The sequence below is a fragment of the Mesoaciditoga sp. genome (assembly GCF_054006115.1).
On the sequence record NZ_JBPNHS010000028.1, the window covers coordinates 16526 to 43233 of the forward strand.

The following is a 26708-nucleotide window of genomic DNA, read 5'->3' on the forward strand; positions in this document are numbered from 1 at the left end:
TAATGTGATAAAATAGAATGCTAAAAATCAAAAAGGAGGGAAAAGGTATGTTGAAGAAATCTTTACTAATTTTAACGGTGCTATTAGTCTCGCTTTCTTTGATGGCTATGGCAGCCCATCTTGTCATACTGGAAATCAACGACACACACGGACACGCTTGGGCATACAACGAATGGCACAACCCAAACATAGGTGGTTTTGCGGCTATTGCAAGCGTGGTAAATCAGGTGAGAGCTGAAGCCAAGGCAAATGGATGGGACGTACTTTTCTTGCATGCTGGCGACGTTAACACCGGTGTGCCGGAATCAGACTTGCTCGATGCCAGACCAGACATAGAGGCTCTAAATGCAATGGGCTTAGACGCCATGGCAATAGGAAATCACGAATTCGATCATCCGTGGTCAATCCTCATGAGACAGATGACATGGGCGAATTTCCCATTTCTGTCGGCAAACGTCGTTTACAAAGGAACCGATGAAACTTTGGGAGAGCCTTACATAATAAAAACCTTCCCAGATCTCAAAGTCGCCATTCTTGGTCTTACAACGAAAACCACCGAATACGTTGGAAACCCCAACAATGTTAAGATGTACGATTTCCTTTCTCCAATAAAAGTGGCTAAAAAATACGTCCCAATGCTTCACACAATGATGGGACAAAACGGTGTGGTGTTGGCACTCACGCATCTCGGAATATTTGGAAATGGGCTAACGGCCGGTTCTAAAATAACGAATAGTCCAGCAACCATCAAAAATCTTCTCGCATACAACAAACCCAACGATCCGTACGGCGGAAGTGTTTCTCTGGCTGAAAGCGTTAAAGGAATAGCCGCCATATTGGACGGACACAGTCACACGATAGTAGAGCAACCGTTGAACATCGATGGAACTTTAATAGTCCAGGCTGGCTCTTTTTCAAAGTACGTGGCAAGGCTGGATCTCATAATAAAAGACGGAAAAGTTACCAGTTACACGTACAAGCTCATTCCGATAAACCTCAAAGTTTATCACAAAGACAAAAACGGTAAAGTTACGTACACTTACGTTGGAAAGAAAATTATTCCAGACAAGAAAATTCAAGATCTTCTCGCCGCTTACAAAGCCATAGGAGAAAAGAAGTTAAATGAACCAATAGGCTATTCAAAAGTCAATTTTTCAAACAAAGGAGAAATAACGAGAAAAGAAGACAGCCTCATAGGCCATCTTATAACCGATGCTGTTGCCTGGAAGTTCAAGGATCAAGGTATTCAAGCCGTGCTTCAGAATGGTGGAGGAATCAGAGCATCTATAGCTCCCGGAACGATCACGTACAGAGACATCCTTACAGTGCTTCCATTTGGAAACACCGTTGTACTTCTTAAAATCAAAGGTTCAGATCTCATAAAAGCGATTCAATGGGGAGCAATGCCCCATGCAAATGACACCGGTGCAAGGCTTAACCCATGGGGATTAACTTACGTCGTAACCCCTAAAGGCGTTAAAGACATAAAGATTCAAGGCAAGCCAATAGATCCAAACAAAGTTTACCTTATTGCCACAAACGACTACATGGCAAGCGGAGGAGATCACTATTCGATGCTCAAAAATTGCGAACAGTACAACACGAATTACGTGTTGGCGGATGTGGTTAAGGAGTACATAGAACATATAAGTCCGATAAATTCTTATCCATTCAAACCGCGTTGGACTATGGAAAAGTAAGGAAATTCAAAATCGCGCCTTCAAAGGCGCGATTTGTTTTGAGGAGGCGTTAAAATGATAAAGAATTACGTGCTGGACACAAACGTTTTGATTCACGATCCGAATGCCTATTTAGCTTTTGAAGACAACAACGTCATTCTTCCTTTAAAAGTGATAGAAGAGATAGACAAGTTAAAAGGACGAGACGGTGAGGTTGGAAGAAATGCGCGCGAAGTTGCGAGAAAATTAGACACTTTAAGGCAAAATGGTCGTCTTTGCGATGGCGTGAAATTGAAAAGTGGTGGAACGCTTAAAATAGAAATCGTAGAAGATCACAGACAAATGCCCTATTTCTTGTCGGACAGGATTGCGGACGACTGGATATTGCTGTACACAATGCAAATTCAAAAGAGAAGTTCGTTGAAAACGATTTTGGTGAGTAAAGACATAAACATGAGAATAAAAGCGGACGCGTTGGGAATAACGGCACAAGATTATCTAACCGATCGAACCGCCGAAGAGGAAATCTTAACCGGTTACAGAAGGGTAAAAGGCAACCCCCCAAAAGATGGAAACCCTTCAAGCGTGGGATTAAACGATCTTTTCGAAAATGAATTCGTCATTTTCGACAATTCCAAAATCTACAGAATGAAAAAGAAAAAACTGGTCCCAATAGAAGTTGGCTTTGACACGGAAATCTGGGGGATTCATCCTTTGAATGAAGAACAACTCATGGCGCTGGATCTGCTTTTGGATGATGACGTGTCATTCATAACCCTGTTGGGACCGGCGGGAACTGGAAAAACATTGTTGGCATTGGCCGTTGGCTTGTACGGTACGGAAAATTTGAAAAAGTACAAAAAACTCATAGTGACGAGACCAGTTGTACCAGTGGGAAAAGACATAGGTTTTTTACCCGGAGGCGCGGAAGAAAAGATGCGCCCATGGCTTCAGCCAATTTATGACAATCTTGAATTCTTGTTTGACAACGTTGGAAAATCGTTATCGAAGTTGGAACATCCTAAATTCCTCGAAGTTGAAGTGCTGAGCTACACAAGGGGAAGAAGTATACCTCATCAATTCATAATAGTGGATGAAGCTCAGAATTTAACTCCTCACGAAGTCAAAACCATCGTAACACGAGTTGGAGTGGGAACGAAAATAGTGTTGACGGGTGATATATCGCAAATAGACAGTCCATACCTGGACGCCGCTTCGAACGGTTTAACGTACAGCAGCGTGAAATTTTCAAGGTATTCCATAGCCGGACACATAAAGCTCTCACAAGGCGTTCGATCTGAACTGGCAACTTTGGCTTCTGAAATACTTTAATTTTTAGCTCATGCTGTGTGAACATTACGAAGGGAAATTTTTGAAGGCTTGGTAGATGAGGATTCGCTCTTTTATTTTTCAAAGATTTGTGAGTTAAAGGATATAGTGATATAATCGCGCTGATGATAAACTTTAAAAATGTGAATGAAGAGAAACTTTCCCTTATAGCCAAAAAACTTGCTTCCTTGCTTTTCAAAGGAAGCATAGTTTTGTTGTACGGAGATCTTGGAAGCGGAAAAACCACATTTACACGCTACCTGGTTGAAGGGTTGGGAGGAGATGCGTATCAAGTTACCAGCCCAACTTTCACCATTGTGAACGAATACGATGCCAGGTTAAAAGTGTACCACGTGGATCTTTTCCGCTTGGAAAATGAAGAGGTAGAAGAATTTCCTCTTCAAGAATACATTGAAAGTGAAGGCATTTGCGTGATTGAGTGGCCTGAAAAGATGGAACTCTACAAACCCGAAAGCTTTTTTATGGTAAAGCTTGAATTCGTGGACGAGTTGAGGAGAAACGTAGAGGTGGAAGGCGTCGGTAAGCAGTACGAAGAAATTCTAAGACGAGGTGAGTTTTTTGACAAAATATAACAAATTAGAGCAATTCATAGAGAACGAAGAAAAAAATGAAAAATTTCCTTCCTCCTTGCCTTGCATTCCATTAAAAGGAGAAGAAGTCGCATTTCCAACCGCTTTAACGCCCTTTTACGTTGGTAGAGAAATAGCCATCAAAGCGCTGGAAGCCGTGGTTGATACGGAAGAAAAATATCTTATCCTGGTAGCGCAAAAAAATCCGGATGTGGAAAGGCCCACGCCAAAGGATCTGTACACAGTGGGAACTCTTACAAGATTGCTTCAAATAGCGAAACTTCCAGATGGAGGCTTTAAAGCCATTGCCGAAGGCATTGCCAGAGTGAAGATAAAGAAATTCGTTAAAAAGAGACCGTACTTCGCCTGTGAATTCGAAATCTGGGAAAAGAAGATAAGAAAAACGAAGGGAATTCTCGCGCTCATGCGCCTCGTCAAAGAAACGGCCAAAAAGTACTTTGAAATGACAAATCGTCTTCCAAAAGAAGCACTTAAAGAGATGGATATCTTCAGTGAACCGGACAAACTTGTCGATATGATAGCCTCTTTCGTTCCGGGTGAATTGGAAAAAAAGCAACGCTTTTTAGAGATGAGAGACCCCAAAAAAAGAATGATAGAATTGCTAAAACATTTGAATTCAGAAATAGAGATCTTGGAATTGGAAGGAAAAATAGAAAAAGAAGTTAAGAGTAGAATAGACAAAACGCAAAAAGAATACTACTTAAGAGAGAAACTTGAAACCATCAAAGATGAACTTGGAATGAAAACTGACGAATCAGATGAGCTTAGAAATAGATTAAAAGAAAAGGCGTATCCGCCAGAAGTTGAAGAAACGGTTCTAAAAGAAATAGATCGCCTCGAGAAGATGCATCCTTCATCGGCAGAGGCGAGCGTTTCTAGGACTTACATTGAATGGCTATTGGATTTACCTTGGGAAGAAAAAAATGAAGAATCTTTCGATATAAAGAGAGCCGAGGAAATTCTGAATTCTGATCACTACGGTTTGGAAGATGTGAAAGAAAGGATTTTAGATTACATAGCGGTAAAAAAATTCAGTGGGACCGCCAAATCCCCAATTCTTTGTCTGGTTGGTCCTCCCGGCGTGGGAAAAACGTCACTTGGAATGTCACTGGCAAAAGCTCTAAACAGAAAATTTGGCCAAATCTCTCTTGGCGGAATGAGAGATGAAGCCGAAATAAGAGGGCATAGAAGAACGTACGTTGGAGCGTTACCAGGGAGAATAATTCAAACGCTGAAAAAGCTGAAAACGAAAAATCCGCTTCTTCTTCTGGATGAAATAGACAAGATGGGCATTTCTTTTCAGGGAGATCCAGCCGCTGCTTTGCTTGAAGTGCTGGATCCGGAGCAAAATTCGCACTTTGTCGATTATTACGTTGAAATACCCTTCGACCTCTCCGACGTCGTGTTCGTGACAACTGCCAACACCGTGGATCCAATCCCACCAGCCTTGCTCGATAGAATGGAAGTTATAGAAATCCCGGGGTACACGCTTAAAGAAAAAGTGGAAATAGCGAAAAAACATCTCCTTCCAAAGCTCAAAAGCGAGTATGGCTTGAAAGGTGTGAATTTCTCCATAACCAAAAAGGCCGTCGAAAAGATAATAGAAGAGTACACTCTTGAATCCGGAGTTAGAAACCTCGAAAGAACGTTGGCAAAATTGTTGAGAAAAGTCGCCAGAAGGTTGGTTGAAGGCGAAAAGAATGTTAAAATTAAAGTATCCAATCTGGAAGACTTTTTGGGAGCTCCCGTACTTGTAAAGCCTCAAATTCCCTCTTCTCCAAGGATTGGAGAGACGATAGGACTTGCCTGGACAAGTGTGGGAGGAGCTGTGCTAACGGTAGAATCCTTGATAGTTCCCGGAAGTTCCAAAACCATTCTCACTGGTAATCTCGGAGACGTGATGAAGGAATCCGCAACGATAGCGATGACTCTGTGCAAGAAGATGTGCGGAGAAACTAAAAAAGAGTTCTTTGAAAAGCACGACTTTCATATCCACGTGCCAGAAGGCGCCGTTCCAAAAGACGGGCCCTCTGCTGGCGTTACCATATTTTCTTCTCTTTGTTCATCTGTAACCAATAGACGTGCGAGAAATGACATCGCTATGACCGGCGAAATAACGCTTAATGGAGACGTTTTGGCAATAGGAGGTTTAAGGGAAAAAATTCTGGCTGCCAAAAGAATGGGAATTACGGAAGTCATAATACCGAAGTCCAACGAACCAATGGTTAGAAAGATGAAAAGCGACGTGATTGAAAACGTTAAAATTCATTACGTTTCCACAGTTCAAGAAGTGTTAAAACTCGTCTTGGGAGAAGAAGATGTTTGTGAAAAAAGTTGAGCTTGACGTCGACGCTCGAAATGTTAACGAATTTCCCACGCCGTTGAAGGCGGAAGTGATCTTCTTGGGAAGATCCAATGTGGGAAAATCTTCTTTGTTAAACGCGCTTTTTGGAAAAAAATTGGCCAAAACCAGTTCGACGCCGGGAAAGACGAGATCGCTCGTCTTTTTTAGGATAAATGAAAAATATCATCTGGTCGACTTTCCAGGGTACGGTTACGCCAAGATTTCAAAAACGGAGCGTGAAAAGTGGGCAAAGTTGATAGAAGATTACTTTAGGCTTTCCAGACCGAGGAAGGCGTCTTTTCTTCTCGTTGATTCAAGAATCCCAATTCAAAAATCCGACGTGGAGGCCTACAAATGGCTGTTAAACCTTGAAGAAAGGGTTATAATCGTCCCAACAAAGGTGGATAAATTGAGTAACAACGAATTGAATAAAAGAATGAAAGAAATAAAGGAAACCTTTTTCAATGCGGAAGATATCGTTCCGGTTTCAACCATCACGCGTAAAGGCCTTAAAGAGTTGGACGTGAAGTTAAGGCATTACATAGAGAGGTGATAAACGGTGAACAGGAGTGAAGCGCAGGAGTACTTAAGAAACACCCATATGCCAACGGTATGGTGTCCAGGATGCGGAAATGGCATCGTTTTAAAAGCAACCATCGAAGCCATAAAGAATTTGAAGTACAACAAAGATGACATTGCGGTAGTTTCCGGGATAGGATGTTCCTCAAGGGCGACGGGTTACTTGGATTTCAACACGATGCACACTTTACACGGTAGAGCCATAGCGTTTGCCACGGGAGTTAAACTTGCGAGACCTGATTTGAACGTTATCGTAATGACAGGCGATGGTGATGCAATGGCAATAGGTGGAAATCATTTCATTCACGCTTGTAGAAGGAATATGGATTTAACGGTTATAATATTCAACAACAACATTTACGGCATGACAGGCGGACAATATTCCCCCTTAACACCAACAGGTTCTTACGCGACAACGTCTCCTTACGGAGACATAGAAACGCCTTTTGATACCGTTGAACTCGCCAAAACTTCTGGAGCAACTTACATAGCGAGGGCGACGACGTATCATTACAATTTACTCGTCAAATACATACAAAAAGGTCTAGCTCACAGGGGAATGTCTGTTATCGAGGCCGTTTCTCAGTGTCCAACGTACTACGGAAGGTACAACAAAGTGGACAGTGGACCGGGAATGTTGCAGTACTTTAAAGACAACTCCGTCTTGCTTTCTCAAGCGAAAAAGATGAAAAAAGAAGAGCTTGAAGGAAAGATAATAATAGGAGAGTTCGTTGAAGTGGAAAAACCCGGTTACGTGGACGAATATGAAAGAATTCGTCAAAGAGCGGAGGCGACTAACAATGCAAAGTAACGTCTACACTTCCAAATCCACAGCCACACCTTTCAGCATTCGCATAAGTGGACTGGGAGGTCAGGGTAACGTTTTGATGGGCACCATACTCGCGGACGCGCTTGTTAAAGATGGAAAGTGGGTTATACAAACACAGGCCTATGGCGCGCAGGTAAGGGGCGGATTAACCCTGTGCGATGTGTTGTTTTCAGAAGAACCCATAGATTTTCCAAAGGCAAGGAATTTCGATATGTTATTCGCAATGCATGATTTGGCGCTTAAACAGCACTCTAAATTTTTAAAAAACAACGGTATATTATTTGTGGATTCGTCAATGTGTGGAAAAGTTCCAAATTTCATTCAAAGTGTTACGAGAAAGATCATATCTTTTCCAATTACAAAGATATCCGAAGAGTTGTTCGGAAGAAAGGTCTTCGCAAACGTCATAAATCTTGGACTTGTCGCGGCTACCACGAAAATAGTGAGCTACGATAACTTAAAGGAAGCCATTTTGGAGCACGTCCCATCAAAATATGCCGATATGGATCTTAAAGCTTTAGACGAAGGTTATCACCTCTCAGATAAAGTCTACAACCTACGCGAAAAATTGAAAATACCTTATTCACATGGAAGTGGTGCGGCATTCGAATGAAAGGACGCTGAATTCAGTGTCATCGCACAAGGGCACCCATGGTCTATTTAAAAGTTTTAAGTACGCATTTGAAGGGCTATCATACGTTCTAAAAAGAGAAAGAAACATGAAAATTCATTTTCTCAGCGCCGCGGGCGTTATAATATTCTCCATGGCCATTGGCTTGGACGCTGAGAGTGCGTTGTGGATATTTTTGGCAATAGCGCTGGTCTTGATAACTGAAATATTCAACACGTTTTTTGAAGAGCTTTTAGATTTTGTAAATCCACAATACAGTAAAGTCGTTAAGCATATGAAAGACATGGCCGCCGGCGGCGTTTTAGTGGCGGCCGTATTTGCCATAGTTGTAACCATTCAAGTGTTTGGAAAAAGATTTGATCACAATTTATCATGGATTTCAGAAGTCGTTCTTTTAGGTTACATGCTTATGGTAGCAATTCTAACAATTACAGGTGGTGGAAAAAGTGAAAAAAATAAAGGTAGCGATCGTCGATGATTCGGCCTTTATGCGAAAAGTTATAAGGGATTCGTTGCAGGAAAGGGGATTCGAAGTTGTAGCCATAGGCAGAAATGGTGAAGACGCCATAAAAATAGCCTCTAAAAGAGTCGCGGATGTTATGACTTTGGATGTTCAAATGCCGGTTGTTGGTGGAATGGAAGCGCTTAAAGAAATAATGAAAGAATTTCCCATGCCGGTTATCATGGTAAGCAGTCTGACAAAAAAGGATGCGAAAATAACGTTAGACGCGTTGGCAATGGGAGCCTTCGACTTTGTCACAAAACCAGGAGGAGCAATTTCGCTGGACTTCAACAAAGTAGCGGACGAACTCTCCGAAAAGATCATATTGGCGGCGTCATCGTTTAAAGTATCCAAACTTTCCACAACCAAAATTGAGAAAACGGAAAATATCATCAAAAGTGAAAAGAAAACTTTTGTAAAAGCTAAGAATTACGATTTTGTTGTAATAGGTTCTTCCACCGGTGGGCCAAAGGCTTTGGACGTGGTGATTCCAAAACTCCCTGGGAATTTTCCACTTCCAATTCTCCTAATTCAGCACATGCCTCCAAAATTCACCTCGGCTTTGGCCAAGAGATTAGATGACACATCAAATCTCAGCGTTGTTGAAGTCACCGAAAAGATGGAAATTAAACCTTCAACGGTGTACGTTGCAACTGGAGACAAACACATGAACGTTTTGAAAAATGGTTCTTACTTTGTAAGTCCAATCGATGGGCCAAAATTGAACAGCGTAAAGCCCGCCGTAGATTACACGCTTAATGCCGCGGCACAAAGTGGCGCAACCATCCTATGCGTGATTTTAACTGGCATGGGAAAAGATGGTACCGAAGGGCTGAAAAAATTTGAAAAAGAACGAAGAACCGTGATAGCGGAATCCGAAAGAACGGCCACTGTTTACGGAATGCCGAAATCGGTTGTGAACGCTGGCCTTGCCGATTACGTTTTAGATGTGAATGAGATAAGTTCAAAACTTGTAGAATTGGTACGTTAACCTTTTTCTTTCAAGCGGTGAGATCTTACACCCTGATATATTAAGGCCGCGGTGATCGCCAAATAGGGAAACATGAGAGTAAGATTTGAATTCAAGCCATAAGATTGTAAAGATATTCCAAGCGCGTCCATAAATCCAAAGGCGATGGTGGCAATTAGCGTCCAGGTAAAATTGCCATCTCCAAATATGACCGCGGCGACCGCTATCCAACCTCTTCCAGCGCTCATATCTTTGTTGAAAAGCTTCAAATACCCTATTGAAAGGTAAGCTCCAGCCATGCCAACCAAAATGGCGTTTATGAGTATGCTTTCGTACCTGATCAAAGTTGAAGAAATCCCCGCCGTGTCCAAAGCTTGCCAATTCTTTCCAGCGGCTTTCAAATGAAGTCCAAAAGTCGTGTGAGTGTCCACGTATTTAAAAAACAAAACGATTCCTAAAGTAATCCAAACCACAAGCGAAAAATCATTCAAAAAAGCGTTTAAAGGGCCAAGATTTCCTAGATGCAAAGATGGGATTTGCTGGATCTTCGAAGAAGTAAAAGATCCCTTAACGCCAAAGATGCTCTTTAAAAGTAGGATCGTTAAGCTGGAAGCGAGGATGTTCAACGCCATGCCTATAACCCAAATGTTGGCACGTAAATTGATACAAAAGAAAGCGTATATGATGTTTATCATCAAAGAAGCGAGTACCGCGAAAAGCAATCCCATCCAAAAGGAAGAAAACATGTACGATCCCAAAACGGCAAAAAATGCGGCCATCAGCATGGCTCCTTCTTGCGAAATATTCAAAATGCCAGCTTGCAAAGTCCACATCCCTCCGAGAACTGGGAGCATTATCATCGTGAGAGTGGCAATTGTCGATCTGTAGATGTACATTTCAACCCTCCTCTTGAATGCGATTGGCCATTTTATTTGATACGGAATAGCCCGCCGTTACAAACATCACAGAAAGAACGAATATTATTTGCACCAGCTCCTGCGGAACGTTTAACATCAACTCCATTTGAAGCCCTCCGGAAGCCATAACAGCGTATATAAACGAAGTGATTATCACGCCTATCGGATCGTAATTTACCATCATTGCCAATATCATTCCAGTCCAGGAATAACCCGGCGAAATACCATTTAAAAAGCGATGATAATCCCCCATAACCAAAAGCGTTCCCGCCAGCCCAGCAAGCATTCCGCTTACCACCATGGCCATCATTAAATTTCTCTTGACGTCCACGCCACCATAGACAGCAAAGCGCCGATTGAGCCTCGACATTTTCCACTCATAACCGTATTTGCTGAAAACCATCAAGTACACGATCACGGATGTAACAACAATTGCAATGTAAACGCCCGTGTTCAAATTGGAAAGGGGATTTAAATGTTTAAACCACATTCCCTTATCGATGATGTTAGTCGCCCCCAATGACCCCTGAGTAGTTCTAAATGGTCCATTCACCATGTAAAGAGTGAAGTAAACGGCGATGGAATTCATCATGATAGTTAAAACGACTTCATTTACGTTGTACTTGACCTTTAAATATCCGGGAATCCACGCCCACATTCCTCCTACCACAAGTCCAACGCTCACGCCAATAACGATGTACATCATAGAAGGAATGCCGTGAAATGTGACCCCCATCGCCGCCACAACGAATGCGGCCAAGTACAACTGTCCTTGAGCACCTATATTCCATATACCAGCATGAAATGAAATGGCTATTGAAAGACCCGTTAAGAGTATCGGTATCATTCGATCCAATGTGGAATACAGAACGAATTTATTTCCAATTGCGCCTATCACCATTTCTTTGTACCCATCTATGGGAGAAACTTTGTAAAGCAGCATCAAAAGCCCTCCGATGAAGATGGCCAAAAAAAACGAGACCGTTATTATAAGAAGCCCTCTGTACCTTTCCATCATTTTTTCATCCCCAGCATCGCCAGTCCTATCTTAGTTGAATCGCTCTCTTCTCTTGTACAAAGATAATTTATCCTACCCTCGTACATGACCGCTATCCTATCCGAAAGGGTGAGAATTTCATCCAGATCAGAAGAAAAAAGTAAGATGGCAATCTTTTCTTCTCGCATTTTCAATATCTTTTTGTGAATGAATTCTATTCCACCTATATCAACGCCACGGGTTGGTTGAGAAACGAGGAGAAAGCGCGCACGATGAGAAAATTCTCTCGCTATCACCACTCTTTGCATGTTACCACCGCTTAGCGTGCCAGCCTGTTCTTCAGGAGACTTACAAACCACTTCGTAATCTTCAATGAGTGAAATCGAAAAGCTTCTGATGTTTCTCCTTTTCAAAAATGCCAGTTTTCCCTGGAATTGCTTCTTATTTTGATGGCCCATAAGCATATTTTCCTTTATTGAGGCCAACGGCGCAAGACCAGTTTTTATCCTGTCTTGAGGAATGTAAACCATTCCCCTTTCTCTTCTCGCTCTTACACTTAAATTAGTCACGTCTTCATCGTAAAAAATGATCTTGCCAGAAGTTGGCTTTTTCATACCGCTTACCATTTCTTCAAGCTCGCTTTGACCGTTGCCAACCACTCCAGCAATTCCCAAAACTTCTCCTTCTCTAACCTCAAAACCAACATTTTTTACAATTTCAACACCATTTTCGATCAATGAAACGTTCTCAACTCTCAATGCAACCTTTGAAAAATTCACACTTGGAAGTGAAAGCTTGGGGATCTTTCTGCCAGCCACCATTTCCGCCAATTTTTCTTCTGAAATTTCTTCATTTTTAAAGGTCCCGAGATTTTTTCCATTTCTCATCACCGTTATCCTGTTTGAAATTTCTTTCACTTCTCTCAGTTTGTGAGATATGAAAATGACGGTTTTGCCACTTTCTTTGAATTTTTTTAGGATATCGAAAAGGAGTCGAGATTCTTGAGGAGTCAGCACCGCCGTCGGTTCATCGAATATCAATATGTTGGCTTTTCGATAGAGCAATTTCAGTATTTCCACCTTTTGCTGCAGGCCAACTGATAATCTTCCCACTTTTTCATCTACATTCACATTCATTCCATATCTCAATGCCAGCTCTTTAACGATTCTTCGAGCGTTTTTTCGATCAAAGCTCAAGTTTTTCGTTGGTTCAAAACCAAGAACGACATTTTCGTAAACGCTAAAAGAGTCAATAAGCATGAAATTCTGATGAACCATTCCTATTCCATTAGCTATGGCATCTTTTGGAGAGGAAAACTTCACTCTCTTTCCAAAAACCTTCACGCTTCCAGAATCTACTTTGTACATTCCGTAGAGCAAGCGCATCAACGTGGTTTTTCCCGCACCATTTTCACCTATTATGGAGTGAATCTCTCCATCTTCAATGGAGAGATTCACCGCGTTGACGGCCGTTACGCTTCCGAATTTTTTGGTAACATTTTCAAATTCTACGGCGTTCTTCATTTCTCATCAAAGTAAGACTTTACCTTTATCTTTCCGGTTATTATGTCGGTTCTTATTTGAATGAGCTTTCTTATCACATCCGCCGGTACGTTTTTAAGCATAACCCTTGAATAACTCAAACCCACACCGTTATTGGCTATTCCGTAAGTGTATATCGTTCCCCTTTTGTAAGTTCCACTCAATTTATCTTTTATCATATCGTAAACCGCATTTCCGACATTTTTCACAACGGATGTGAGGATGTTGTTGGGGGCAAGATAACCCTGTGGGGAATCCACACCTATTGCCCAAAAATGCGCTTGTTTCGCGGCATCGATAACGCCAAGGCCACTTCCGCCCGCGACCTGAAATATTATATCCGCTCCATGATGAAATTGATCCAAAGCTATCTCCTTTGCGGTTGCCGGATCGTCCCAGCCACCCACGTAACCAGTTAAGATCTTAACCTCTGGATCGACGTAATGCGCCCCCTGTTCGTAGCCAATGAGAAAATCCCTTATAACGGAGTAATCTTCACCGCCTACGAAGCCTATAATCTTCTCGCCGTTAACCATTGGAAAGCCCTTCCTCTCAGTTATCATTGCAGCAAGGGCACCAGCCATAAAGGAGCTTTCGTTTTGTTTGAAAACAATGGATGTTACCTGTCCAGACTTTACCACATCGTCTATGTAAACGTAATCAACTTTTGGAAATTGTGGTGCGACCTGCTTGAGAGTGTCTATCAATTCGTAGCCCACAACGATAACCATGTTAAAATTCATGGATGCGGCGATCATTTGTGGCATGTAATTCGCCGGATCCGTCTTACATGGCAGAACTTTAGCGTATATTCCCAGATCTTTTTCAGCTCTCATTAAACCCTGATAAGACGAATCGTAAAAGGATTTGTCTCCCAGCTCTCCGGCTATTACCAACGCAACTTTCATGTGCGACGCACTGAAGGCCGTTGAATACATTCCCAACGTAAAAAGAAGCGCCACGAAAAACAACGCCACCACTTTTTTCATGACAAGTTCCCCCTTTTTCAAAGATTATGAATCTTTTATTTACAAAATATTATACATTTATGAAATAAAAAAAGCAAGGCTTTACAGCCTTGCTTTTGCTGGTGGAGCCGATGGGAGTCGAACCCACGACCTCTTGCATGCCATGCAAGCGCGCTCCCAACTGCGCTACGGCCCCACGCTTTCACATATTGAATTTTACGCTATTTACCGCCCCTTTGTCAAGAGGCCGAATTGACTCATAAAAAATCTACACGAAATCATGAGTTGAATGATTTTGACACACAAATGGGCAAATGAACCACGATCTTGTATACTTGTTTTGAGAAAAAAGAAAAGGGGGAAATGAAAGATGAAAATATCCATAATCGGAGCCGGCAGCTGGTCAAGTGCCATGGCAGTTGTGCTGGCAAGAAAAGGTCATGAAGTTACACTGTGTGCGAGAAAAGAAAAAGACGTTGAAAAGATGAAAAAAACAAGAGAAAACGTTAATCACCTTGCTGGGGTTCGCCTTCCTGACAACATAACATTTTCAACCTTAAAAGACATACCGCCTTCAGACATTGCGGTTTTTGGAGTACCAGCTCAACACGTTAGAGAAGTTTTAAAAAATATCAACTTTAAAGCCAATGGCGTGGTAAACCTTGCAAAAGGGTTGGAAATCAAAAGCTTGAAAAGAATGGAAGAAGTCTTTAAAGAGTACGTTAAATTGGATTACGCGACCATCTCCGGTCCCAGCCACGCCGAAGAAGTTGCAAAAGAAATTCCAACGAGTGTTGTCGTTTCATCGAGAAACGAAAGTTTTGCCAAATTCGTTCAAAAGGAATTCAGCGCTGACAATTTCAGGCTGTATCTAAACGATGATCTAACCGGAGTTGAGATTGGAGGCGCTTTGAAAAACGTTGTGGCCATAGCCGCTGGAGTTTTGGACGGCCTTGGAGGGTGGGACAATTCAAAGGCGGCGATAATCACGAGAGGGTTGGCAGAAATAAGTAGAGTTGGAGTGAAAATGGGCGCCCAGCCAAAAACGTTCATGGGCCTCGCCGGTTTGGGAGACTTGGTGGTCACGTGTACCAGCAAGTACAGTAGAAATAGAATGACGGGAGAACTGCTTGGCAGAGGTGGAAGCTTTTCACAAAAAAGCTCTTTTGTGGTGGAAGGCGCGTACACCGTAATTGCAGAGCTTACTCTGGCAAAAAAGCTTGAAGTAGAGGTGCCCATAGCCGAAGCCGTGTACTCGTTGATATACAAACACTCCTCACCCTTTGAACTCATGGAAAAGCTCATGAAAAGGCCTTTGAAAAGAGAGTGAATGAAACGTTTTGTTTGTATGACGTACAAAAAAACTTATAGTTTGTTTAGTAAACTTGACAAGTTGTTAAGAGTAGGATATAATTTCTATTGCGTTTCTCCTAATTGGAGAGAAAATATATCATTATGAAGGGGGGCTTCATGCGTGAGAAAAGCAATATTTTTGGTGGCACTCATGATCCTCGCACTAGGAGTGCTATCGCTCGCAGGAGGCACAGTAAATTACGCGTTGGTCTCAAACATCACGACTCTTAACATTTGGTCGATGTTAGGGCCAAACGCCACATCGTGGAATTTCTACGTTGGCATGGTCAAATACGGCTCGTTGTACACGCTGTCTGACGTAACCTACGCCGTTGTTCCGGCTTTGGCTGACGGAATGTGGACACCACTCAAAAAGGTTACGGAAGACGGCACGACAATGTACGTCACAACCGTTCACCTTTTAAAAGGTGTGAAATGGTCTGACGGCACGCCTTTCACGGCAGATGACGTGGTATTTTCTTACGAAGTACCGTTCAAGCTCAAAATACCAGGCAACTGGATGAGCAGTCTTGATCCAACTGTTTTCGCCAAGATTGAAAAAGTTGACGATTACACGGTCAAAATCTACATCCACAAATTGAGCGGAAAATTCGTCTACGGAGTGCTTCAAAGCACTATCGTCCAGAAAAAATACTGGGAACCAATTTACGAAAAAGCTCTTAAACAACCGGATCCAGCGAAGTACATGATGTCTTACGGCCCCGTTTTGGACGAACCTTCTATTGGACCATTCACCGTTTCAAAATGGCAAAAAGGCGCTTTCGTCGTAAACCAGGCGGTGAAAGATTACAGCTTTAAAGGACAAGAAGAAATTGAGTACGCGAACGGCGCGGTGCGTTACATCACCCCAACGCTTGGACTGGATCAAACCTTCTACGGAAAAGCCGAAGGAAAAGTGCTTCACGACTTCACGGTTGGCCCGTACGTGGATTCGATCATATTCAGGATCTACCAGAACCAATCAGCAGCTATTCAAGCTTTGTTGAAAGGGACTGTTGACTTCGTGCTCAATCCGAATGGATTGCAAAAGGGATTCCAGGCGCAGTTGAAAACCAATCCCCACATAAAGATGGTTTCCAACCCAGCCAATGGTTTCCGCTACATCGCTTTCAACATGAGGCGCTATCCGATGAGCTTGAAAGCTTTCCGTGTGGCTATAGCTTATCTTGTTGATAGAAATCTTCTCTGCAACAAGATACTTCAAGGAGTCGCGATACCTCTGGCAACGGTCGTTCCACCAGGCAACGCCTTCTGGTACGACAAGAACATCAAGCCTTATGGCGAAGGCATGACAACTGCGCAAAGATACGAAGCTGCCATTAAAGTGCTCAAAGACGCCGGCTTCAAATGGTTGGTTGAGCCTAAGATAAAGAACGGTCAACTCGTCCAACGCGGTATGGGTCTCATCGCTCCAAATGGAAAGTTGATCAAATCGATAAAGCTCATGGCTCCTTCCGCCGGATACGATCCTATGAGGGCAACGGCCGCTCTTTGGATTGAAAAATGGGCAAATGACATAGGCATACCGATAGTCGCCGATTTGACGTCTTTCAACAACATTGTCAGCGCAGTTTGGGATCAGAAGTACAACTTCGATATCTACATGCTTGGTTGGGGTCTTAGCATCTACCCAGATTACCTGAGAGATTTCTTCTACTCCAAGAACGGAATCAATCCTGGAGATTGGAACACTCCCGGATACGACAATCCCGAATTCGACAAAGTGGCCGATGAATTCATAGATCAAACCAACATGGACAAAGCGCGCAAGTACGCGTTCAAATTGCAGGAAATACTCGCCAAAGACGTTCCTTACGTCGTTCTGTTCACATCACCTGTAGTGGAAGCTTACAGGGATAGAATATCCTTTGCTTACACGCATGTGCTCGATGGAATTCAAGGAACGTATGGTGAAAAATCTTACGTGAAGATCGTAAAATAAGTTTTCCACTTCAATAGCCGGGCTCTACGCCCGGCTTTTTAAAATTCAAAAAGAGGAGGAACTTAAAATGATTGTGGGTGAGAATGGATGCTGAAATATATCGGCAAAAGGCTCATTCAGATTCTTATATTGCTTGTCATCTACATAGCGGTTATTTTCTTCTTGCTTCACGCGATGCCAGGCGGAATAAAAGCAATGCTTACCATGAACCCAAACTTAACCCCACAGGCAAGGGATGCCATACTTCACGCTTTTGGGCTTGACAAATCTCTCTGGATTCAATTTTTGACTTACTTGAAAAACGTTTTCACGCTCAATTTGGGGATTTCTTTTTCATTTTATCCAACCCCAGTGTGGAATATTATTGCCGAGAGATTGCCAAGAACGATATTACTTTTCACAACGGCAACCCTTGTTTCGTTCTTTATAGGTTTCAGCTCTGGAAAATCCCTAGCTTGGAAGAGGGGGAAAGTTTCAGAGTACGTTGCCACCGTTATAGGCGTCATAACCTACACCGTCTTCACTCCTTTGTTGATATTCGTCTTCATCTGGTTCTTCGGAGCCTATTTGGGAATAATGCCAATAAACCAGTTTTTGAACCCGGATTTGTGGCTCAAAACGAATTTCACAGCCCAAACGATCTTCCTGTACTTACTGCTAACGATAAGTTTAGTGGGAGCCGCGATGCTGGCTGCGTTTGCAGTGGCGCGAAAGGTTTCTCACAAAGTTAAAACGAGAAAGATCATATTTTACACTTCAACGGCCATTTCAAGCGCCTTTGCGGTATTCTGGTGGGCGGTAAGTCCTTACGGGATTTACGGTGCCGATATACTTTGGCACATGGTTTTACCGGTATTAACCGTCGCCGTTGTCTCTTACGCTGGAACCATGCTTGTCATGAGAGATTCAATGCTCGAAACCATAAAAGAAGACTTTATAACAACTGCCAGGGCCAAAGGACTGCCAGACAAAGTTGTAAGGGACAAACACGCCGCGCGAACGGCCATGTTACCCGTAATAACCAATTTCGTACTTTCAATGGGATTCGTGGTCAGCGGTGGAGTTATAACGGAATCTCTGTTTTCATGGCCGGGAATGGGAATGACACTTTTGAATGCCACGCTGGGAAAAGATTATCCACTCGCATCGGGAGCGCTGATATTCACGGGAATATTCGTCTTATTTGCCCATTTGGTTGTGGACATAATATACGCGTTCCTCGATCCGAGAATTCGTTACTGAGGAGGTGCAAATGAATGGCTACAAAAGAAATTGAAGGTGCTTTGGAATCACCGTTAACCATAAAGATGAAATTGGCGTGGCGTTCTTTCAAAGAAAATTGGAAGATCTTCTCAGAATCGAAGATAGGGGTCTTAGGCTTGTGGATAGTCATAATATTCGCAATAGCCGGTTTTATCGTTTACCCAATACTGGCGGCTACAGTCTGGAAGCCAACGTTGTCCGGAATGGTTTCGTACGATCCAGTAACGGGATACGACTTCACACAAATGCTAAACCCGGCTCCTCCATCTTTGCATCATCTTCTGGGAACGGATCCACTTGGAAGAGACGTTTTAGCGCAACTTTTATATTCGACACCAAGGGAATTTGCGCTTGGAATTTTGGCCGCCCTCATAACGGTTTTCATAGGAACGATCATAGGAACCGTTTCGGCGTATTACGGAGGTGCCGTGGACACATTCTTCATGCGATTGGCTGACTTGGTTTTGCTCTTTCCTTTCATACCATTTCTGATTGTTCTTAGCGGAATGATTCAAATAGATCTTTTCAGGCTGGCGTTGATAATAGGATTGATATCCGGCTTTGGCGGAATAACAATTGTCTTGCGCTCACAGGCTATGATAGTGAAAGTAAAACCATTTATAGAGTCCGCCAAGGTATCCGGTGCGAGCAATCCTTATCTGATAGTCAATCACATAATTCCAAACGTTATGCCTCTATCATTTTTGTACATGATGTTCAACGTCACCGGTGCCATCTTCTCAGAAGCCGTTTTGTCCTTCTTCGGTCTGCTGAACATAAAGATGTCCTGGGGATTGATGATTTACACCGCGGACACGGCAGGGTACATAGTGGGAAGCAATATTGGACACTACTGGTGGCTTTGGCTTCCGCCGGGAGCGGCCATTACCTTGCTTTGTGGAGCCTTTTACTTTATAGGTCGTGGATTGGATGAAGTTGTGAATCCAAGGCTGAGGAGAAGGTGAGCAACGTGAGCGCAGTTTTAGAAGTTAAAGATTTAAAAATGTACTACAGCACCAAGCAGGGAATGGTGAAAGCCGCAGATGGAATTTCGTTTTCAATCAATCAAGGCGAATCGATGGGCCTTGTTGGAGAATCAGGTTGCGGAAAGACGTCCGTCTCAATGTCAATTATGCGGCTACTCGCGGAAAATGCGAAAATAGTTGGAGGCCAAATTCTTTTTAAAGGTCAAGATATAGTTAAATTAAAAGAAGAAGAGATGAACAAGATAAGATGGGCAGGTATCGCGATGATATTCCAGGCCGCGATGAATTCTTTGAATCCCGTTTACAAAGTTGGAGATCAGATAATTGAAGCTATATTGGCTCACGAGCCGGACGTGACTTTTGAAGAAGCGCGCGAGCGTGTGGCAGAACTTTACAAACTCGTTGGTCTCGATCCCAAAAGAATGGACAATTACCCTCATGAGTACTCTGGCGGAATGAAGCAGAGGGCGGTAATAGCCATGAGCTTGGCGTGCAACCCCGATTTGATAATCGCAGACGAGCCAACAACAGCTCTGGACGTCATAGTTCAGGACATGATACTGAAAGAGCTTTCAAAAATTCAGAAAAAACTCAACATGTCTATGATCTACATCTCCCACGACATAGCCGTTATAGCGGAAGTCGCTGAGAAAATAGCCATAATGTATTCCGGAAAAATAGTCGAACTTTCGGATGCGGTTACGATATTTAAGAAACCGGCCCATCCGTACACGGTGGGCTTGATGTCTTCATTCCCATCCATTCACGGCGAAAAGAAAAAATTGGTAACCATCCCAGGCGAACCACCCAACCTCTTAAACGCTCCGGATCATTGCAGATTCGCACCAAGGTGCCCCTTTGCCACAAAAGAATGTTGGGAAAAGACCCCACCTTACGAAGAGATAGAATCCAATCACTACGTCGCGTGTTTTCATCCTCAGAACCTCAGAAAGCAGGTGAGCATCAATGGCTGAAGTCAAAAGTGCCGTCGCTCAAGAAACTGTTTTGAAAGTTGAACACCTCAAGAAGTTCTTTCCGTTGAGAAAGAGCCCTTTTTCACGGGCGAAGAGCTTTTTACACGCCGTCGACGATCTCAATTTCGAAATAAAAAGAGGGGAAGTTCTGGGTCTCGTTGGAGAATCCGGATGTGGAAAAACCACGACTGGAAAGACACTTTTAAGGCTTTACGAACCAACGGATGGGAAGATAACGTTTTTGGGTAAAGATGTGACCCATTTAAAAAGTGCGCAAGACAGAAAATGGTTTCACAGCAGAAGCCAGATGATATTCCAGGATCCATTCGAATCGTTGAATCCTAGGAAAACCATCTTTGACATAGTCTCAGAACCCATGAACATACAAAACGAAGGAAGCTTGAAACAAAGAGAAGAAAGGGTAATGGAAATACTCAAAAGGGTCGGAATATCTCCGCCGGACGCCTTTCTTTGGCGTTACCCTCACGAATTGAGCGGCGGTCAAAGGCAACGTGTCGCCATAGCGCGCGCTTTGGTGATGAACCCACAATTCGTCGTGGCTGACGAACCAACTTCCATGCTTGACGTTTCAATAAGGACACAGGTCATGACCCTAATGATGGATCTCATAGCCGACATGCACATGACGTTCATTTACATAACCCACGATCTCGCCGTCGCGCGTTACATGACCGATCATATAGCCGTTATGTACCTTGGAAGAATGGTTGAATACGGAGAAACGGAGGACGTGATACAAAATCCATTGCATCCTTACACGAAGGCATTGATTTCGGCCGTTCCAATCCCAGATCCGGAATTCAAGAGAAAATCGCTTCAAATAAAAGGTGGAATAGGAAAAGCAATAGACCCACCTAAAATATGCAGATTTTACGAAAGGTGTCCATTCGCCACCGAAAGGTGTGGAAAGGAAGAGCCACCGCTTTACGATGTTGGCAATGGCCATAAAGTTGCGTGCTTCCTGTACGAAAAAGACGGGAAGTGAGGCAAATGTCGTTTAAAAAAAGCGCTTTCTTCATAGCCATTTCAGCTTTTATAGCCGTGAACCTCGCGATTTGTATCGCGAGGTTCAGTTCTTATCCATCGTTCATGAAAAATTTAAAACTCACTCTTGCCATCACAAACGTGGAAAAAGCGGCTACCAGCGCTAAAGCCACATTTTCATTTGACATTCGAACAAAGGAAAAACGTGTGCGCGCTTACGTCTCTGGCATTCAGCTTTTGTTGAAAACGAAAGGCGCCGATCTCGGATATCACTTAATCGTTGGCGATCAGGAAAACATAGGAAACTTTAGAAATGGAAAATTTCATTACGCATGCGGGATAACCTTTTCAAGCGATCAGGCGAGCAATCTTCTCAACGCTTTAAAAAACCAAAAAACTCAAATTGAATACACGGCTTACGTGGAAATGCACGTAACTCAAGGCTCACACGATCTCAGAAGCGTTCCTGAGTTCGTTGGAAATGTGAAAGTAAAGAAAGGTGAATTGAAATGAAGAACGCTTTTGTTTCCCTAAGCGTATGGTCATTGGTGTTTTCAATACCATTTCTCTTAAGCGAACTCTCTTTTTTACTCTATCCTTTTTCATTTTTACCAATGTGGGCGTTGTACTTGCTCGTGGTTGTGCTTGGATTTTCCGTGATAATGGCGGTTGAAGATTTTAAAATAGGCTTTTTCGCCAATCTGGAAGGCGCTGTCATCGCAACGGTTGTGTACTTCTGGCTCGCCCGTTACATTCTAAGCAACGTGGGTAACGTTCCCATGGTGATGGCTTCCAACGCGGCGCTGACTTCTATCATCACGAAGAGCGCAACGCTGTACATCTTTTCACTTCTTGGAAATTTGGCTGGCTTTTTGGTAAGCGGAATGGCGTAAAAAGACGCATTATCAACGAACAACTCCGCCTTAAGGCGGAGTTGTTTTCATTCCATCACTTCAAAGGCGTCTTTAGGGGCTCCGCAATCGGGACAAACCCAATCGTCTGGCAACTTTGAAAATGGCGTTCCGGGTTCTATGCCGTTATCCGGATCACCCTTTTCTGGATCGTAAATGTAACCACACAACGTGCACACGTACTTTTTCATTTCTTCTGCCATCTTTTCTACCTCCTTGAGTTCAAAGAAAATTCACTCATTCAAACTTCCCGATCACAAGCTTAGGAAGCTCAGAAAATCCTTCTTTAAAAAGGGATAAAACGTCTACAAAAATTCTATTTTCATCCAACTTGTAAGCCGCTTCGAAATTCAAAGCGCCCACGATGTATATTCTCAGCTTTGAAAGGTCTAAGCTCTTTTCCTTCGCCAGTCGAACGACTTTTCTCGCGGTTTCGTACTCGTACGGCGCCAATTCAGAGATAGATTGGTAGCACCTATCCAAAAATCTTCTCTCAAAAGAAAGCAACCGATCGCGTATTTTTTCTTCGTTCAACCCAATCTTTTTATGGTAAATCGAAAAAGCGGCTGGAGCGTTTTTGACGTATTCAAAGTAAAAATCGGGCCACTTTTCTTTTTCAAACGTGAGAATTTCAAAGAAGTCTTTGCTTCTATCCAAAAACATGCTCTTCATATCTTCGTCGTCTTCGCCGTTTTTTTCTCCATTTCCACAAGATCCTGGAAAGTGTACTTTGAAAAGGCTTTGACCATGGAATTGTAAGCTTCCTCCCAAACGTACTTTATGGAACATTCATCAAAGGCTTCGCACCTGTCATTTTTATCCGCGTGAAGGCAGTTAAGCCTCTTTATGGGATTTTCAAGAGCCAAAACAACATCCGAAATCCGTATCTCAGAAGGCTCTTTGACCAACGCGTACCCACCGTTTTTTCCACGGATGGTTTTAACAATGCCAACCTTCTTCAAATTAAAAAGTAATTTCTCCATGTAGTCAGCTGGCACGTCTTGCTTTTGTACTATTTCCTTTAAAGTCAGCTTTTTTATTCCCTTATTCCACGCTCTTGCCAATTCGTAGACCGCTCTTGTAGCGTACGCGCTCTTTGTGGAAAGATCTAACATCTCATCACCTCAAAACTTCACTTCATAACCATCGTCATTATTATAACCTAAATGGTCAACTTTTCGATGTCACGAACTTTGCAAGTTCTGTTACATTGATTTAACGTACCCACCGTCCACCCTAAGCGTTACACCGGTGATGTAACTCGCTCTTTCAGAAGCTAAAAATGCCACGGCACTCGCCACCTCTTCGGGCTTCGCCAGCCTTTTCACATCCGTTTTTTCCGCTATCTTTTTTTCAACTTCCTCAAATGAAACCTTTTGCGCTTTCGCCGTATCCTCAAACAACTGCTTAACTCTCTCGGTTAAAGTGTACCCCGGAGCGACGCAGTTGAAAGTCACGCCAGACGAAGCGTGTTCCATAGATAAACTCTTCAAAAGGCCTTCAACCGACATTCGAATGGAATTTGAAAGGAGAAGGCGTGGGATCGGTTCGAAAACCGAAACAGAAGTGGACGCGATCACCCTTCCCCAGCCCTTTTTCAACATAGGGGCTAAAAAAGCGTTGATCAAGCGAACCGCGCTCATCAAAGTTAAAGAGCAAGCGCTCAGCCAGTCTTCATCGCTTAACTCTTCAATTTCACCAGGTCTGGGACCTCCTGTGTTTATGAAGAGAATGTCCACCTCGCCTATCTTCTCTTTTAAAGCCTCTATATCTTTTGCGTTTGAAAGATCGGCGTTATGACCGCGCGCCTCTACGTCGAAGGTGTTTGCGATCTCATCGGCAGCCTTTTCGCTTTCGTGCCTTGCCACTATTTCCAACTTAACCCCTTCTGCTGCCAAAACTTCCGCCACGGCTCTTCCTATTCCACGCGTGCCTCCGCCTATGAGGGCGCGTTTGCCTTTTATCCCAAAATCCATGGAAATCCCCTTTCACCTTTCAATCTTAACGTTTATCCCCGCGCTTTTCAGCGCTATCGTTTTGTAATTCAAATCGTGAAAAGCTTCAACTTTCCTTATAGTGTGGCTCTTGGATCTCATGGCGATGGTGTAAGTAATGGCGTAATTTCTCGAATACCTCACGCCCCTCAAAAGATCGCCATCTGTAACGCCAGTCGCAGAGAATATGACGTTTTCGCCACCGGCCAGATCTTCCGTGAAATAAACCTTCTCAACGTCGAGATCTTCGAATTTCTCCTTTTCTTCATCCGTTGGGTGTAACTTTATCTGTATTTCGCCCCCAAGAGATCGAAGAGCTGCGGCAGCCAAAACGGCTTCTGGAGAACCGCCTATGCCCATGTAAAGATTAACCCCACTTTCTGGCAACGCGCTCGCAATCGCCGCCGCTATGTCTCCATCACTTATAAGCTTTATGCGTGCCCCTACTTGTCTGATCTCGTCTATGAGTTTTTCGTGCCTTGGCCTGTTCAAAATAACGACGGTCAGTTCGTTTACATCCAATCCAAGGACCGCTGCCGCGATCTTCAAATTTTCACGCACGCTCGCGTTTATATCGAGTTTTCCCTTTAATTCCGGGCCACAGGCAAGCTTTTCGCAGTAAAAAGTTGGCAAAGAAGCGAGCTTTCCTTTTTCCGCCGCCGCCATGACGGCTATCGCGTTTGGAAGTCCATTGGCCACAAGGCGGGTTCCATCTATTGGGTCTACTGCTATATCCATCTCTGGCGAGTTTTCAGACCAGTTCCCAACCTCTTCGCCTATGTAAAGCATCGGCGCTTTGTCCTTCTCGCCTTCCCCAATCACAACTTTTCCTTTAACGTCCACCAATTCCAACATTCCACGCATCGCATCGACCGCCGCTTGATCGACCAACTCTTTGTTTCCAAGCCCCAAATACTTGCTCGCATTCAACGCCGCAGCTTCCGTAACGCGTATAAGCTGCAAAGTGATCTCCTTTTCCATTCGCGCAACCTCCCTCAAAAATGTGAAAAATGAAGAATTACTCAAACTTCCTTATTTCACAAAGCCTTCATCTTTCCAATCCGTCCACCATTCCTGTTTTTTGAACTCTTCTATGAACGGTCTCAACGAATCTTCAGAAACTTTCGCATCCTTCCCAAGAGTTAAATATAGTTCCGCGCTTCTTCCATGTGAAAACTTCCAAACTCTTTTCGCCAACGGTCCTAAAACGGTGTTGACAGGATACAAAAACCTTGTCCCTTGAGTGTTGATAAGTGTCCACGCCACAGGCGTGTTGAAAACTTTGGAAATCTTTGTGAAAATATCGTAAGTGAAAAGGACACCTTCGAAGCGCTTTTTGTAAATATCAAAATACTTTTGAAGCTTGTCGTACATCTCAAGTTTTTTAAGGATATCAAAATAAGCCTGCCAGAAAGTGTTTTCCAAATCGTAATTCGCGCCCGGCGCGTTGAGAAAATCTTCTATTATTCCGTTTAGCACCGCTTCAGCCTGCTTGAAGTTCGTCAGAGCCTGTCTGTTTTTCTTGTTTTGGAGATGTATGTTCGCTAAAACGTTGAGCAACGTGAAAAGTGCTCTTCTGGCTTCCAAAGAAGAAGGATTCATCTTAAGGGAATTTTTGATCAAAGGCCAGCATTCATTTCCATAATTTTTATCTTTTGTAGCTCCGAAAACCACCGCGTACACCATTGCCATTGTGGAAAATGGAACATCGGGCGCTTCGCATGTTTTAATGATGAATTTCTTCGAAGCGTTGAACCATATCCTAAAAGCGTAAAGATCTTCAAGCTTGAGTTTTCCAGTCGCGGAAAGCTCTTTCAGCAAATTTGAAGCCTGAGTAAAAAGTCTCTGTTCAAACGGAGCCGTTTTTAAAGCCGAAAGCGCCGAATCTATGGCAACTTTTATGTCGCCTTGACCTTTCGCGGAAGACGAAAGCTGAACGTACCTCATGGCCAAATTGTCACGAGATGAAAAGTAAAGATCTAAAAGGTACACGATGATCGATGCCAAAAGGATGTATCCGACAAACGGTTTAAAAGTAGTGTTCATTCCCAAAGAAACGGAAACGATCGTCATCAAAACAAGATAATTTATTTGAAGAGGGAAAGAAAAGAGCAAGTCAAATGAATAACCCGCAATCGCGATGGCAATCCACGGCATGCCATTTACAATGGAAGAGTAAATCGCCACGCCAATTAAGGCGAGATAAATCAACAAGTGGGTTATTCCGCCTTCCACCAACAAATCAAGATAATGGTTGTGCGCCCTATCCGCAACCTGTGTCATGAAGTAACTCGCGGATTTTCGTGAAAATTTCCTTCTCAACGCCCTCGCTATGTTGGAAATTCCATATCCAAGAAGAGGA

At 43.2% G+C, this 26708-nt stretch carries 27 protein-coding genes and 1 tRNA gene; 17 read left to right on the forward strand and 11 right to left on the reverse strand.

The features are described from left to right. Positions 1 to 47: 47 nt before the first annotated feature. From ACXJIN_RS06170 to ACXJIN_RS06210, 9 genes are all read left to right on the forward strand, one after another. Positions 48 to 1700, forward strand: coding sequence for a 5'-nucleotidase C-terminal domain-containing protein (locus ACXJIN_RS06170; RefSeq protein ID WP_456400495.1), 1653 nt, complete (start codon positions 48 to 50; stop codon positions 1698 to 1700). Between the two features lie 54 nt (positions 1701 to 1754). Then, on the forward strand, positions 1755 to 3011 hold the full coding sequence (locus ACXJIN_RS06175; RefSeq protein WP_456400497.1) for a PhoH family protein: 1257 nt from the start codon (positions 1755 to 1757) through the stop codon (positions 3009 to 3011). Between the two features lie 122 nt (positions 3012 to 3133). Further along, the gene (gene tsaE, locus ACXJIN_RS06180; RefSeq protein WP_456400499.1) at positions 3134 to 3601 is read left to right on the forward strand and encodes a tRNA (adenosine(37)-N6)-threonylcarbamoyltransferase complex ATPase subunit type 1 TsaE; all 468 of its coding nucleotides are present in this window, start codon (positions 3134 to 3136) and stop codon (positions 3599 to 3601) included. Continuing rightward, positions 3579 to 5957, forward strand: coding sequence for an endopeptidase La (lon, locus tag ACXJIN_RS06185; RefSeq protein WP_456400501.1), 2379 nt, complete (start codon positions 3579 to 3581; stop codon positions 5955 to 5957). Before tsaE ends, lon begins: the two co-directional genes overlap by 23 nt. Next, positions 5938 to 6516: a ribosome biogenesis GTP-binding protein YihA/YsxC gene (yihA, locus tag ACXJIN_RS06190; RefSeq protein ID WP_456400503.1), complete on the forward strand. Its 579-nt coding sequence runs from the start codon at positions 5938 to 5940 to the stop codon at positions 6514 to 6516. The genes lon and yihA overlap by 20 nt, the downstream gene beginning before the upstream one ends. Positions 6517 to 6564: 48 nt before the next feature. Continuing rightward, a complete protein-coding gene (locus ACXJIN_RS06195) occupies positions 6565 to 7353 on the forward strand; it encodes a 2-oxoacid:ferredoxin oxidoreductase subunit beta (RefSeq protein WP_456400551.1) in 789 nt (262 codons plus the stop codon). Further along, positions 7343 to 7984 carry a 2-oxoacid:ferredoxin oxidoreductase subunit gamma family protein gene (locus ACXJIN_RS06200; protein WP_456400507.1) on the forward strand — a complete coding sequence of 214 codons (642 nt, stop codon included), beginning with the start codon at positions 7343 to 7345 and terminating at the stop codon, positions 7982 to 7984. The genes ACXJIN_RS06195 and ACXJIN_RS06200 overlap by 11 nt, the downstream gene beginning before the upstream one ends. After that, positions 7959 to 8480, forward strand: a complete 522-nt coding sequence (locus ACXJIN_RS06205) for a diacylglycerol kinase family protein (protein ID WP_456400510.1) — start codon at positions 7959 to 7961, stop codon at positions 8478 to 8480. The genes ACXJIN_RS06200 and ACXJIN_RS06205 overlap by 26 nt, the downstream gene beginning before the upstream one ends. Next, positions 8449 to 9495 carry a protein-glutamate methylesterase/protein-glutamine glutaminase gene (locus tag ACXJIN_RS06210; protein WP_456400512.1) on the forward strand — a complete coding sequence of 349 codons (1047 nt, stop codon included), beginning with the start codon at positions 8449 to 8451 and terminating at the stop codon, positions 9493 to 9495. The genes ACXJIN_RS06205 and ACXJIN_RS06210 overlap by 32 nt, the downstream gene beginning before the upstream one ends. Here ACXJIN_RS06210 and ACXJIN_RS06215 read toward each other — a convergent pair. The 5 genes from ACXJIN_RS06215 to ACXJIN_RS06235 form a co-directional block, all read right to left on the reverse strand. Further along, entirely contained in the window at positions 9492 to 10370 is an 879-nt protein-coding gene (locus tag ACXJIN_RS06215; RefSeq protein WP_456400514.1) for an ABC transporter permease, read from the reverse strand. The genes ACXJIN_RS06210 and ACXJIN_RS06215 overlap by 4 nt on opposite strands. Position 10371: 1 nt before the next feature. After that, positions 10372 to 11406 (reverse strand): ABC transporter permease, encoded by a 1035-nt coding sequence (locus ACXJIN_RS06220; RefSeq protein WP_456400516.1) that lies wholly within the window; start codon positions 11404 to 11406, stop codon positions 10372 to 10374. Beyond that, positions 11406 to 12911 (reverse strand): ABC transporter ATP-binding protein, encoded by a 1506-nt coding sequence (locus tag ACXJIN_RS06225; RefSeq protein WP_456400518.1) that lies wholly within the window; start codon positions 12909 to 12911, stop codon positions 11406 to 11408. The genes ACXJIN_RS06220 and ACXJIN_RS06225 overlap by 1 nt, the downstream gene beginning before the upstream one ends. Further along, the gene (locus tag ACXJIN_RS06230) at positions 12908 to 13918 is read right to left on the reverse strand and encodes a BMP family lipoprotein (protein ID WP_456400520.1); all 1011 of its coding nucleotides are present in this window, start codon (positions 13916 to 13918) and stop codon (positions 12908 to 12910) included. The genes ACXJIN_RS06225 and ACXJIN_RS06230 overlap by 4 nt, the downstream gene beginning before the upstream one ends. Before the next feature lie 99 nt (positions 13919 to 14017). Beyond that, positions 14018 to 14093 (reverse strand) — tRNA-Ala (locus ACXJIN_RS06235). 174 nt (positions 14094 to 14267) lie between these two features. On the opposite strand from ACXJIN_RS06235, the gene ACXJIN_RS06240 reads away from it, so the two are divergent. The 8 genes from ACXJIN_RS06240 (at position 14268) to ACXJIN_RS06275 (ending at position 22334) form a co-directional block, all read left to right on the forward strand. Further along, the gene (locus ACXJIN_RS06240; protein WP_456400522.1) at positions 14268 to 15227 is read left to right on the forward strand and encodes an NAD(P)H-dependent glycerol-3-phosphate dehydrogenase; all 960 of its coding nucleotides are present in this window, start codon (positions 14268 to 14270) and stop codon (positions 15225 to 15227) included. A gap of 144 nt (positions 15228 to 15371) precedes the next feature. Continuing rightward, positions 15372 to 17213, forward strand: a complete 1842-nt coding sequence (locus ACXJIN_RS06245) for an ABC transporter substrate-binding protein (protein ID WP_456400524.1) — start codon at positions 15372 to 15374, stop codon at positions 17211 to 17213. An 87-nt stretch (positions 17214 to 17300) separates the two neighbouring features. Then, positions 17301 to 18455, forward strand: a complete 1155-nt coding sequence (locus tag ACXJIN_RS06250) for an ABC transporter permease (RefSeq protein WP_456400526.1) — start codon at positions 17301 to 17303, stop codon at positions 18453 to 18455. A gap of 14 nt (positions 18456 to 18469) precedes the next feature. Continuing rightward, on the forward strand, positions 18470 to 19441 hold the full coding sequence (locus tag ACXJIN_RS06255) for an ABC transporter permease (protein WP_456400528.1): 972 nt from the start codon (positions 18470 to 18472) through the stop codon (positions 19439 to 19441). Between the two features lie 38 nt (positions 19442 to 19479). After that, complete coding sequence (locus ACXJIN_RS06260) at positions 19480 to 20436, forward strand: ABC transporter ATP-binding protein (RefSeq protein WP_456400552.1); 957 nt, start codon at positions 19480 to 19482, stop codon at positions 20434 to 20436. Then, positions 20429 to 21442: an ABC transporter ATP-binding protein gene (locus ACXJIN_RS06265; RefSeq protein ID WP_456400530.1), complete on the forward strand. Its 1014-nt coding sequence runs from the start codon at positions 20429 to 20431 to the stop codon at positions 21440 to 21442. The genes ACXJIN_RS06260 and ACXJIN_RS06265 overlap by 8 nt, the downstream gene beginning before the upstream one ends. Before the next feature lie 5 nt (positions 21443 to 21447). Next, complete coding sequence (locus ACXJIN_RS06270) at positions 21448 to 21954, forward strand: hypothetical protein (RefSeq protein WP_456400532.1); 507 nt, start codon at positions 21448 to 21450, stop codon at positions 21952 to 21954. Further along, positions 21951 to 22334, forward strand: coding sequence for a hypothetical protein (locus ACXJIN_RS06275; RefSeq protein ID WP_456400534.1), 384 nt, complete (start codon positions 21951 to 21953; stop codon positions 22332 to 22334). The genes ACXJIN_RS06270 and ACXJIN_RS06275 overlap by 4 nt, the downstream gene beginning before the upstream one ends. Positions 22335 to 22381: 47 nt before the next feature. On the opposite strand, the gene rd is transcribed toward ACXJIN_RS06275, so the two are convergent. The 6 genes from rd to ACXJIN_RS06305 all read right to left on the reverse strand — a co-directional run. Continuing rightward, on the reverse strand, positions 22382 to 22543 hold the full coding sequence (gene rd, locus ACXJIN_RS06280; RefSeq protein WP_456400553.1) for a rubredoxin: 162 nt from the start codon (positions 22541 to 22543) through the stop codon (positions 22382 to 22384). A gap of 46 nt (positions 22544 to 22589) precedes the next feature. Continuing rightward, entirely contained in the window at positions 22590 to 23024 is a 435-nt protein-coding gene (locus tag ACXJIN_RS06285) for a hypothetical protein (protein ID WP_456400536.1), read from the reverse strand. Further along, the gene (locus tag ACXJIN_RS06290; RefSeq protein ID WP_456400538.1) at positions 23021 to 23467 is read right to left on the reverse strand and encodes an RrF2 family transcriptional regulator; all 447 of its coding nucleotides are present in this window, start codon (positions 23465 to 23467) and stop codon (positions 23021 to 23023) included. The genes ACXJIN_RS06285 and ACXJIN_RS06290 overlap by 4 nt, the downstream gene beginning before the upstream one ends. A 90-nt stretch (positions 23468 to 23557) precedes the next feature. After that, the gene (locus ACXJIN_RS06295; RefSeq protein ID WP_456400540.1) at positions 23558 to 24328 is read right to left on the reverse strand and encodes an SDR family oxidoreductase; all 771 of its coding nucleotides are present in this window, start codon (positions 24326 to 24328) and stop codon (positions 23558 to 23560) included. 12 nt (positions 24329 to 24340) lie between these two features. Next, on the reverse strand, positions 24341 to 25327 hold the full coding sequence (gene glpX, locus ACXJIN_RS06300) for a class II fructose-bisphosphatase (RefSeq protein WP_456400542.1): 987 nt from the start codon (positions 25325 to 25327) through the stop codon (positions 24341 to 24343). A gap of 51 nt (positions 25328 to 25378) precedes the next feature. Continuing rightward, positions 25379 to 26708: O-antigen ligase family protein (locus ACXJIN_RS06305; RefSeq protein ID WP_456400544.1), on the reverse strand; the 1330-nt coding region annotated here is incomplete at its 5' end.

Bases quoted from the DNA above. Each gene is read 5' to 3' on its own strand.
- ACXJIN_RS06170 (WP_456400495.1), top strand. From the start codon at position 48: ATGTTGAAGAAATCTTTACTAATTTTAACGGTGCTATTAGTCTCGCTT.
- ACXJIN_RS06175 (WP_456400497.1), top strand. From the start codon at position 1,755: ATGATAAAGAATTACGTGCTGGACACAAACGTTTTGATTCACGATCCG.
- tsaE (WP_456400499.1), top strand. From the start codon at position 3,134: ATGATAAACTTTAAAAATGTGAATGAAGAGAAACTTTCCCTTATAGCC.
- yihA (WP_456400503.1), top strand. From the start codon at position 5,938: ATGTTTGTGAAAAAAGTTGAGCTTGACGTCGACGCTCGAAATGTTAAC.
- ACXJIN_RS06195 (WP_456400551.1), top strand. From the start codon at position 6,565: ATGCCAACGGTATGGTGTCCAGGATGCGGAAATGGCATCGTTTTAAAA.
- ACXJIN_RS06200 (WP_456400507.1), top strand. From the start codon at position 7,343: ATGCAAAGTAACGTCTACACTTCCAAATCCACAGCCACACCTTTCAGC.
- ACXJIN_RS06205 (WP_456400510.1), top strand. From the start codon at position 7,959: ATGGAAGTGGTGCGGCATTCGAATGAAAGGACGCTGAATTCAGTGTCA.
- ACXJIN_RS06215 (WP_456400514.1), bottom strand. From the start codon at position 10,370: ATGTACATCTACAGATCGACAATTGCCACTCTCACGATGATAATGCTC.
- ACXJIN_RS06220 (WP_456400516.1), bottom strand. From the start codon at position 11,406: ATGGAAAGGTACAGAGGGCTTCTTATAATAACGGTCTCGTTTTTTTTG.
- ACXJIN_RS06225 (WP_456400518.1), bottom strand. From the start codon at position 12,911: ATGAAGAACGCCGTAGAATTTGAAAATGTTACCAAAAAATTCGGAAGC.
- ACXJIN_RS06230 (WP_456400520.1), bottom strand. From the start codon at position 13,918: ATGAAAAAAGTGGTGGCGTTGTTTTTCGTGGCGCTTCTTTTTACGTTG.
- ACXJIN_RS06240 (WP_456400522.1), top strand. From the start codon at position 14,268: ATGAAAATATCCATAATCGGAGCCGGCAGCTGGTCAAGTGCCATGGCA.
- ACXJIN_RS06250 (WP_456400526.1), top strand. From the start codon at position 17,301: ATGCTGAAATATATCGGCAAAAGGCTCATTCAGATTCTTATATTGCTT.
- ACXJIN_RS06255 (WP_456400528.1), top strand. From the start codon at position 18,470: ATGGCTACAAAAGAAATTGAAGGTGCTTTGGAATCACCGTTAACCATA.
- ACXJIN_RS06260 (WP_456400552.1), top strand. From the start codon at position 19,480: ATGTACTACAGCACCAAGCAGGGAATGGTGAAAGCCGCAGATGGAATT.
- ACXJIN_RS06265 (WP_456400530.1), top strand. From the start codon at position 20,429: ATGGCTGAAGTCAAAAGTGCCGTCGCTCAAGAAACTGTTTTGAAAGTT.
- ACXJIN_RS06270 (WP_456400532.1), top strand. From the start codon at position 21,448: ATGTCGTTTAAAAAAAGCGCTTTCTTCATAGCCATTTCAGCTTTTATA.
- ACXJIN_RS06275 (WP_456400534.1), top strand. From the start codon at position 21,951: ATGAAGAACGCTTTTGTTTCCCTAAGCGTATGGTCATTGGTGTTTTCA.
- rd (WP_456400553.1), bottom strand. From the start codon at position 22,543: ATGAAAAAGTACGTGTGCACGTTGTGTGGTTACATTTACGATCCAGAA.
- ACXJIN_RS06285 (WP_456400536.1), bottom strand. From the start codon at position 23,024: ATGAAGAGCATGTTTTTGGATAGAAGCAAAGACTTCTTTGAAATTCTC.
- ACXJIN_RS06290 (WP_456400538.1), bottom strand. From the start codon at position 23,467: ATGTTAGATCTTTCCACAAAGAGCGCGTACGCTACAAGAGCGGTCTAC.
- ACXJIN_RS06295 (WP_456400540.1), bottom strand. From the start codon at position 24,328: ATGGATTTTGGGATAAAAGGCAAACGCGCCCTCATAGGCGGAGGCACG.
- glpX (WP_456400542.1), bottom strand. From the start codon at position 25,327: ATGGAAAAGGAGATCACTTTGCAGCTTATACGCGTTACGGAAGCTGCG.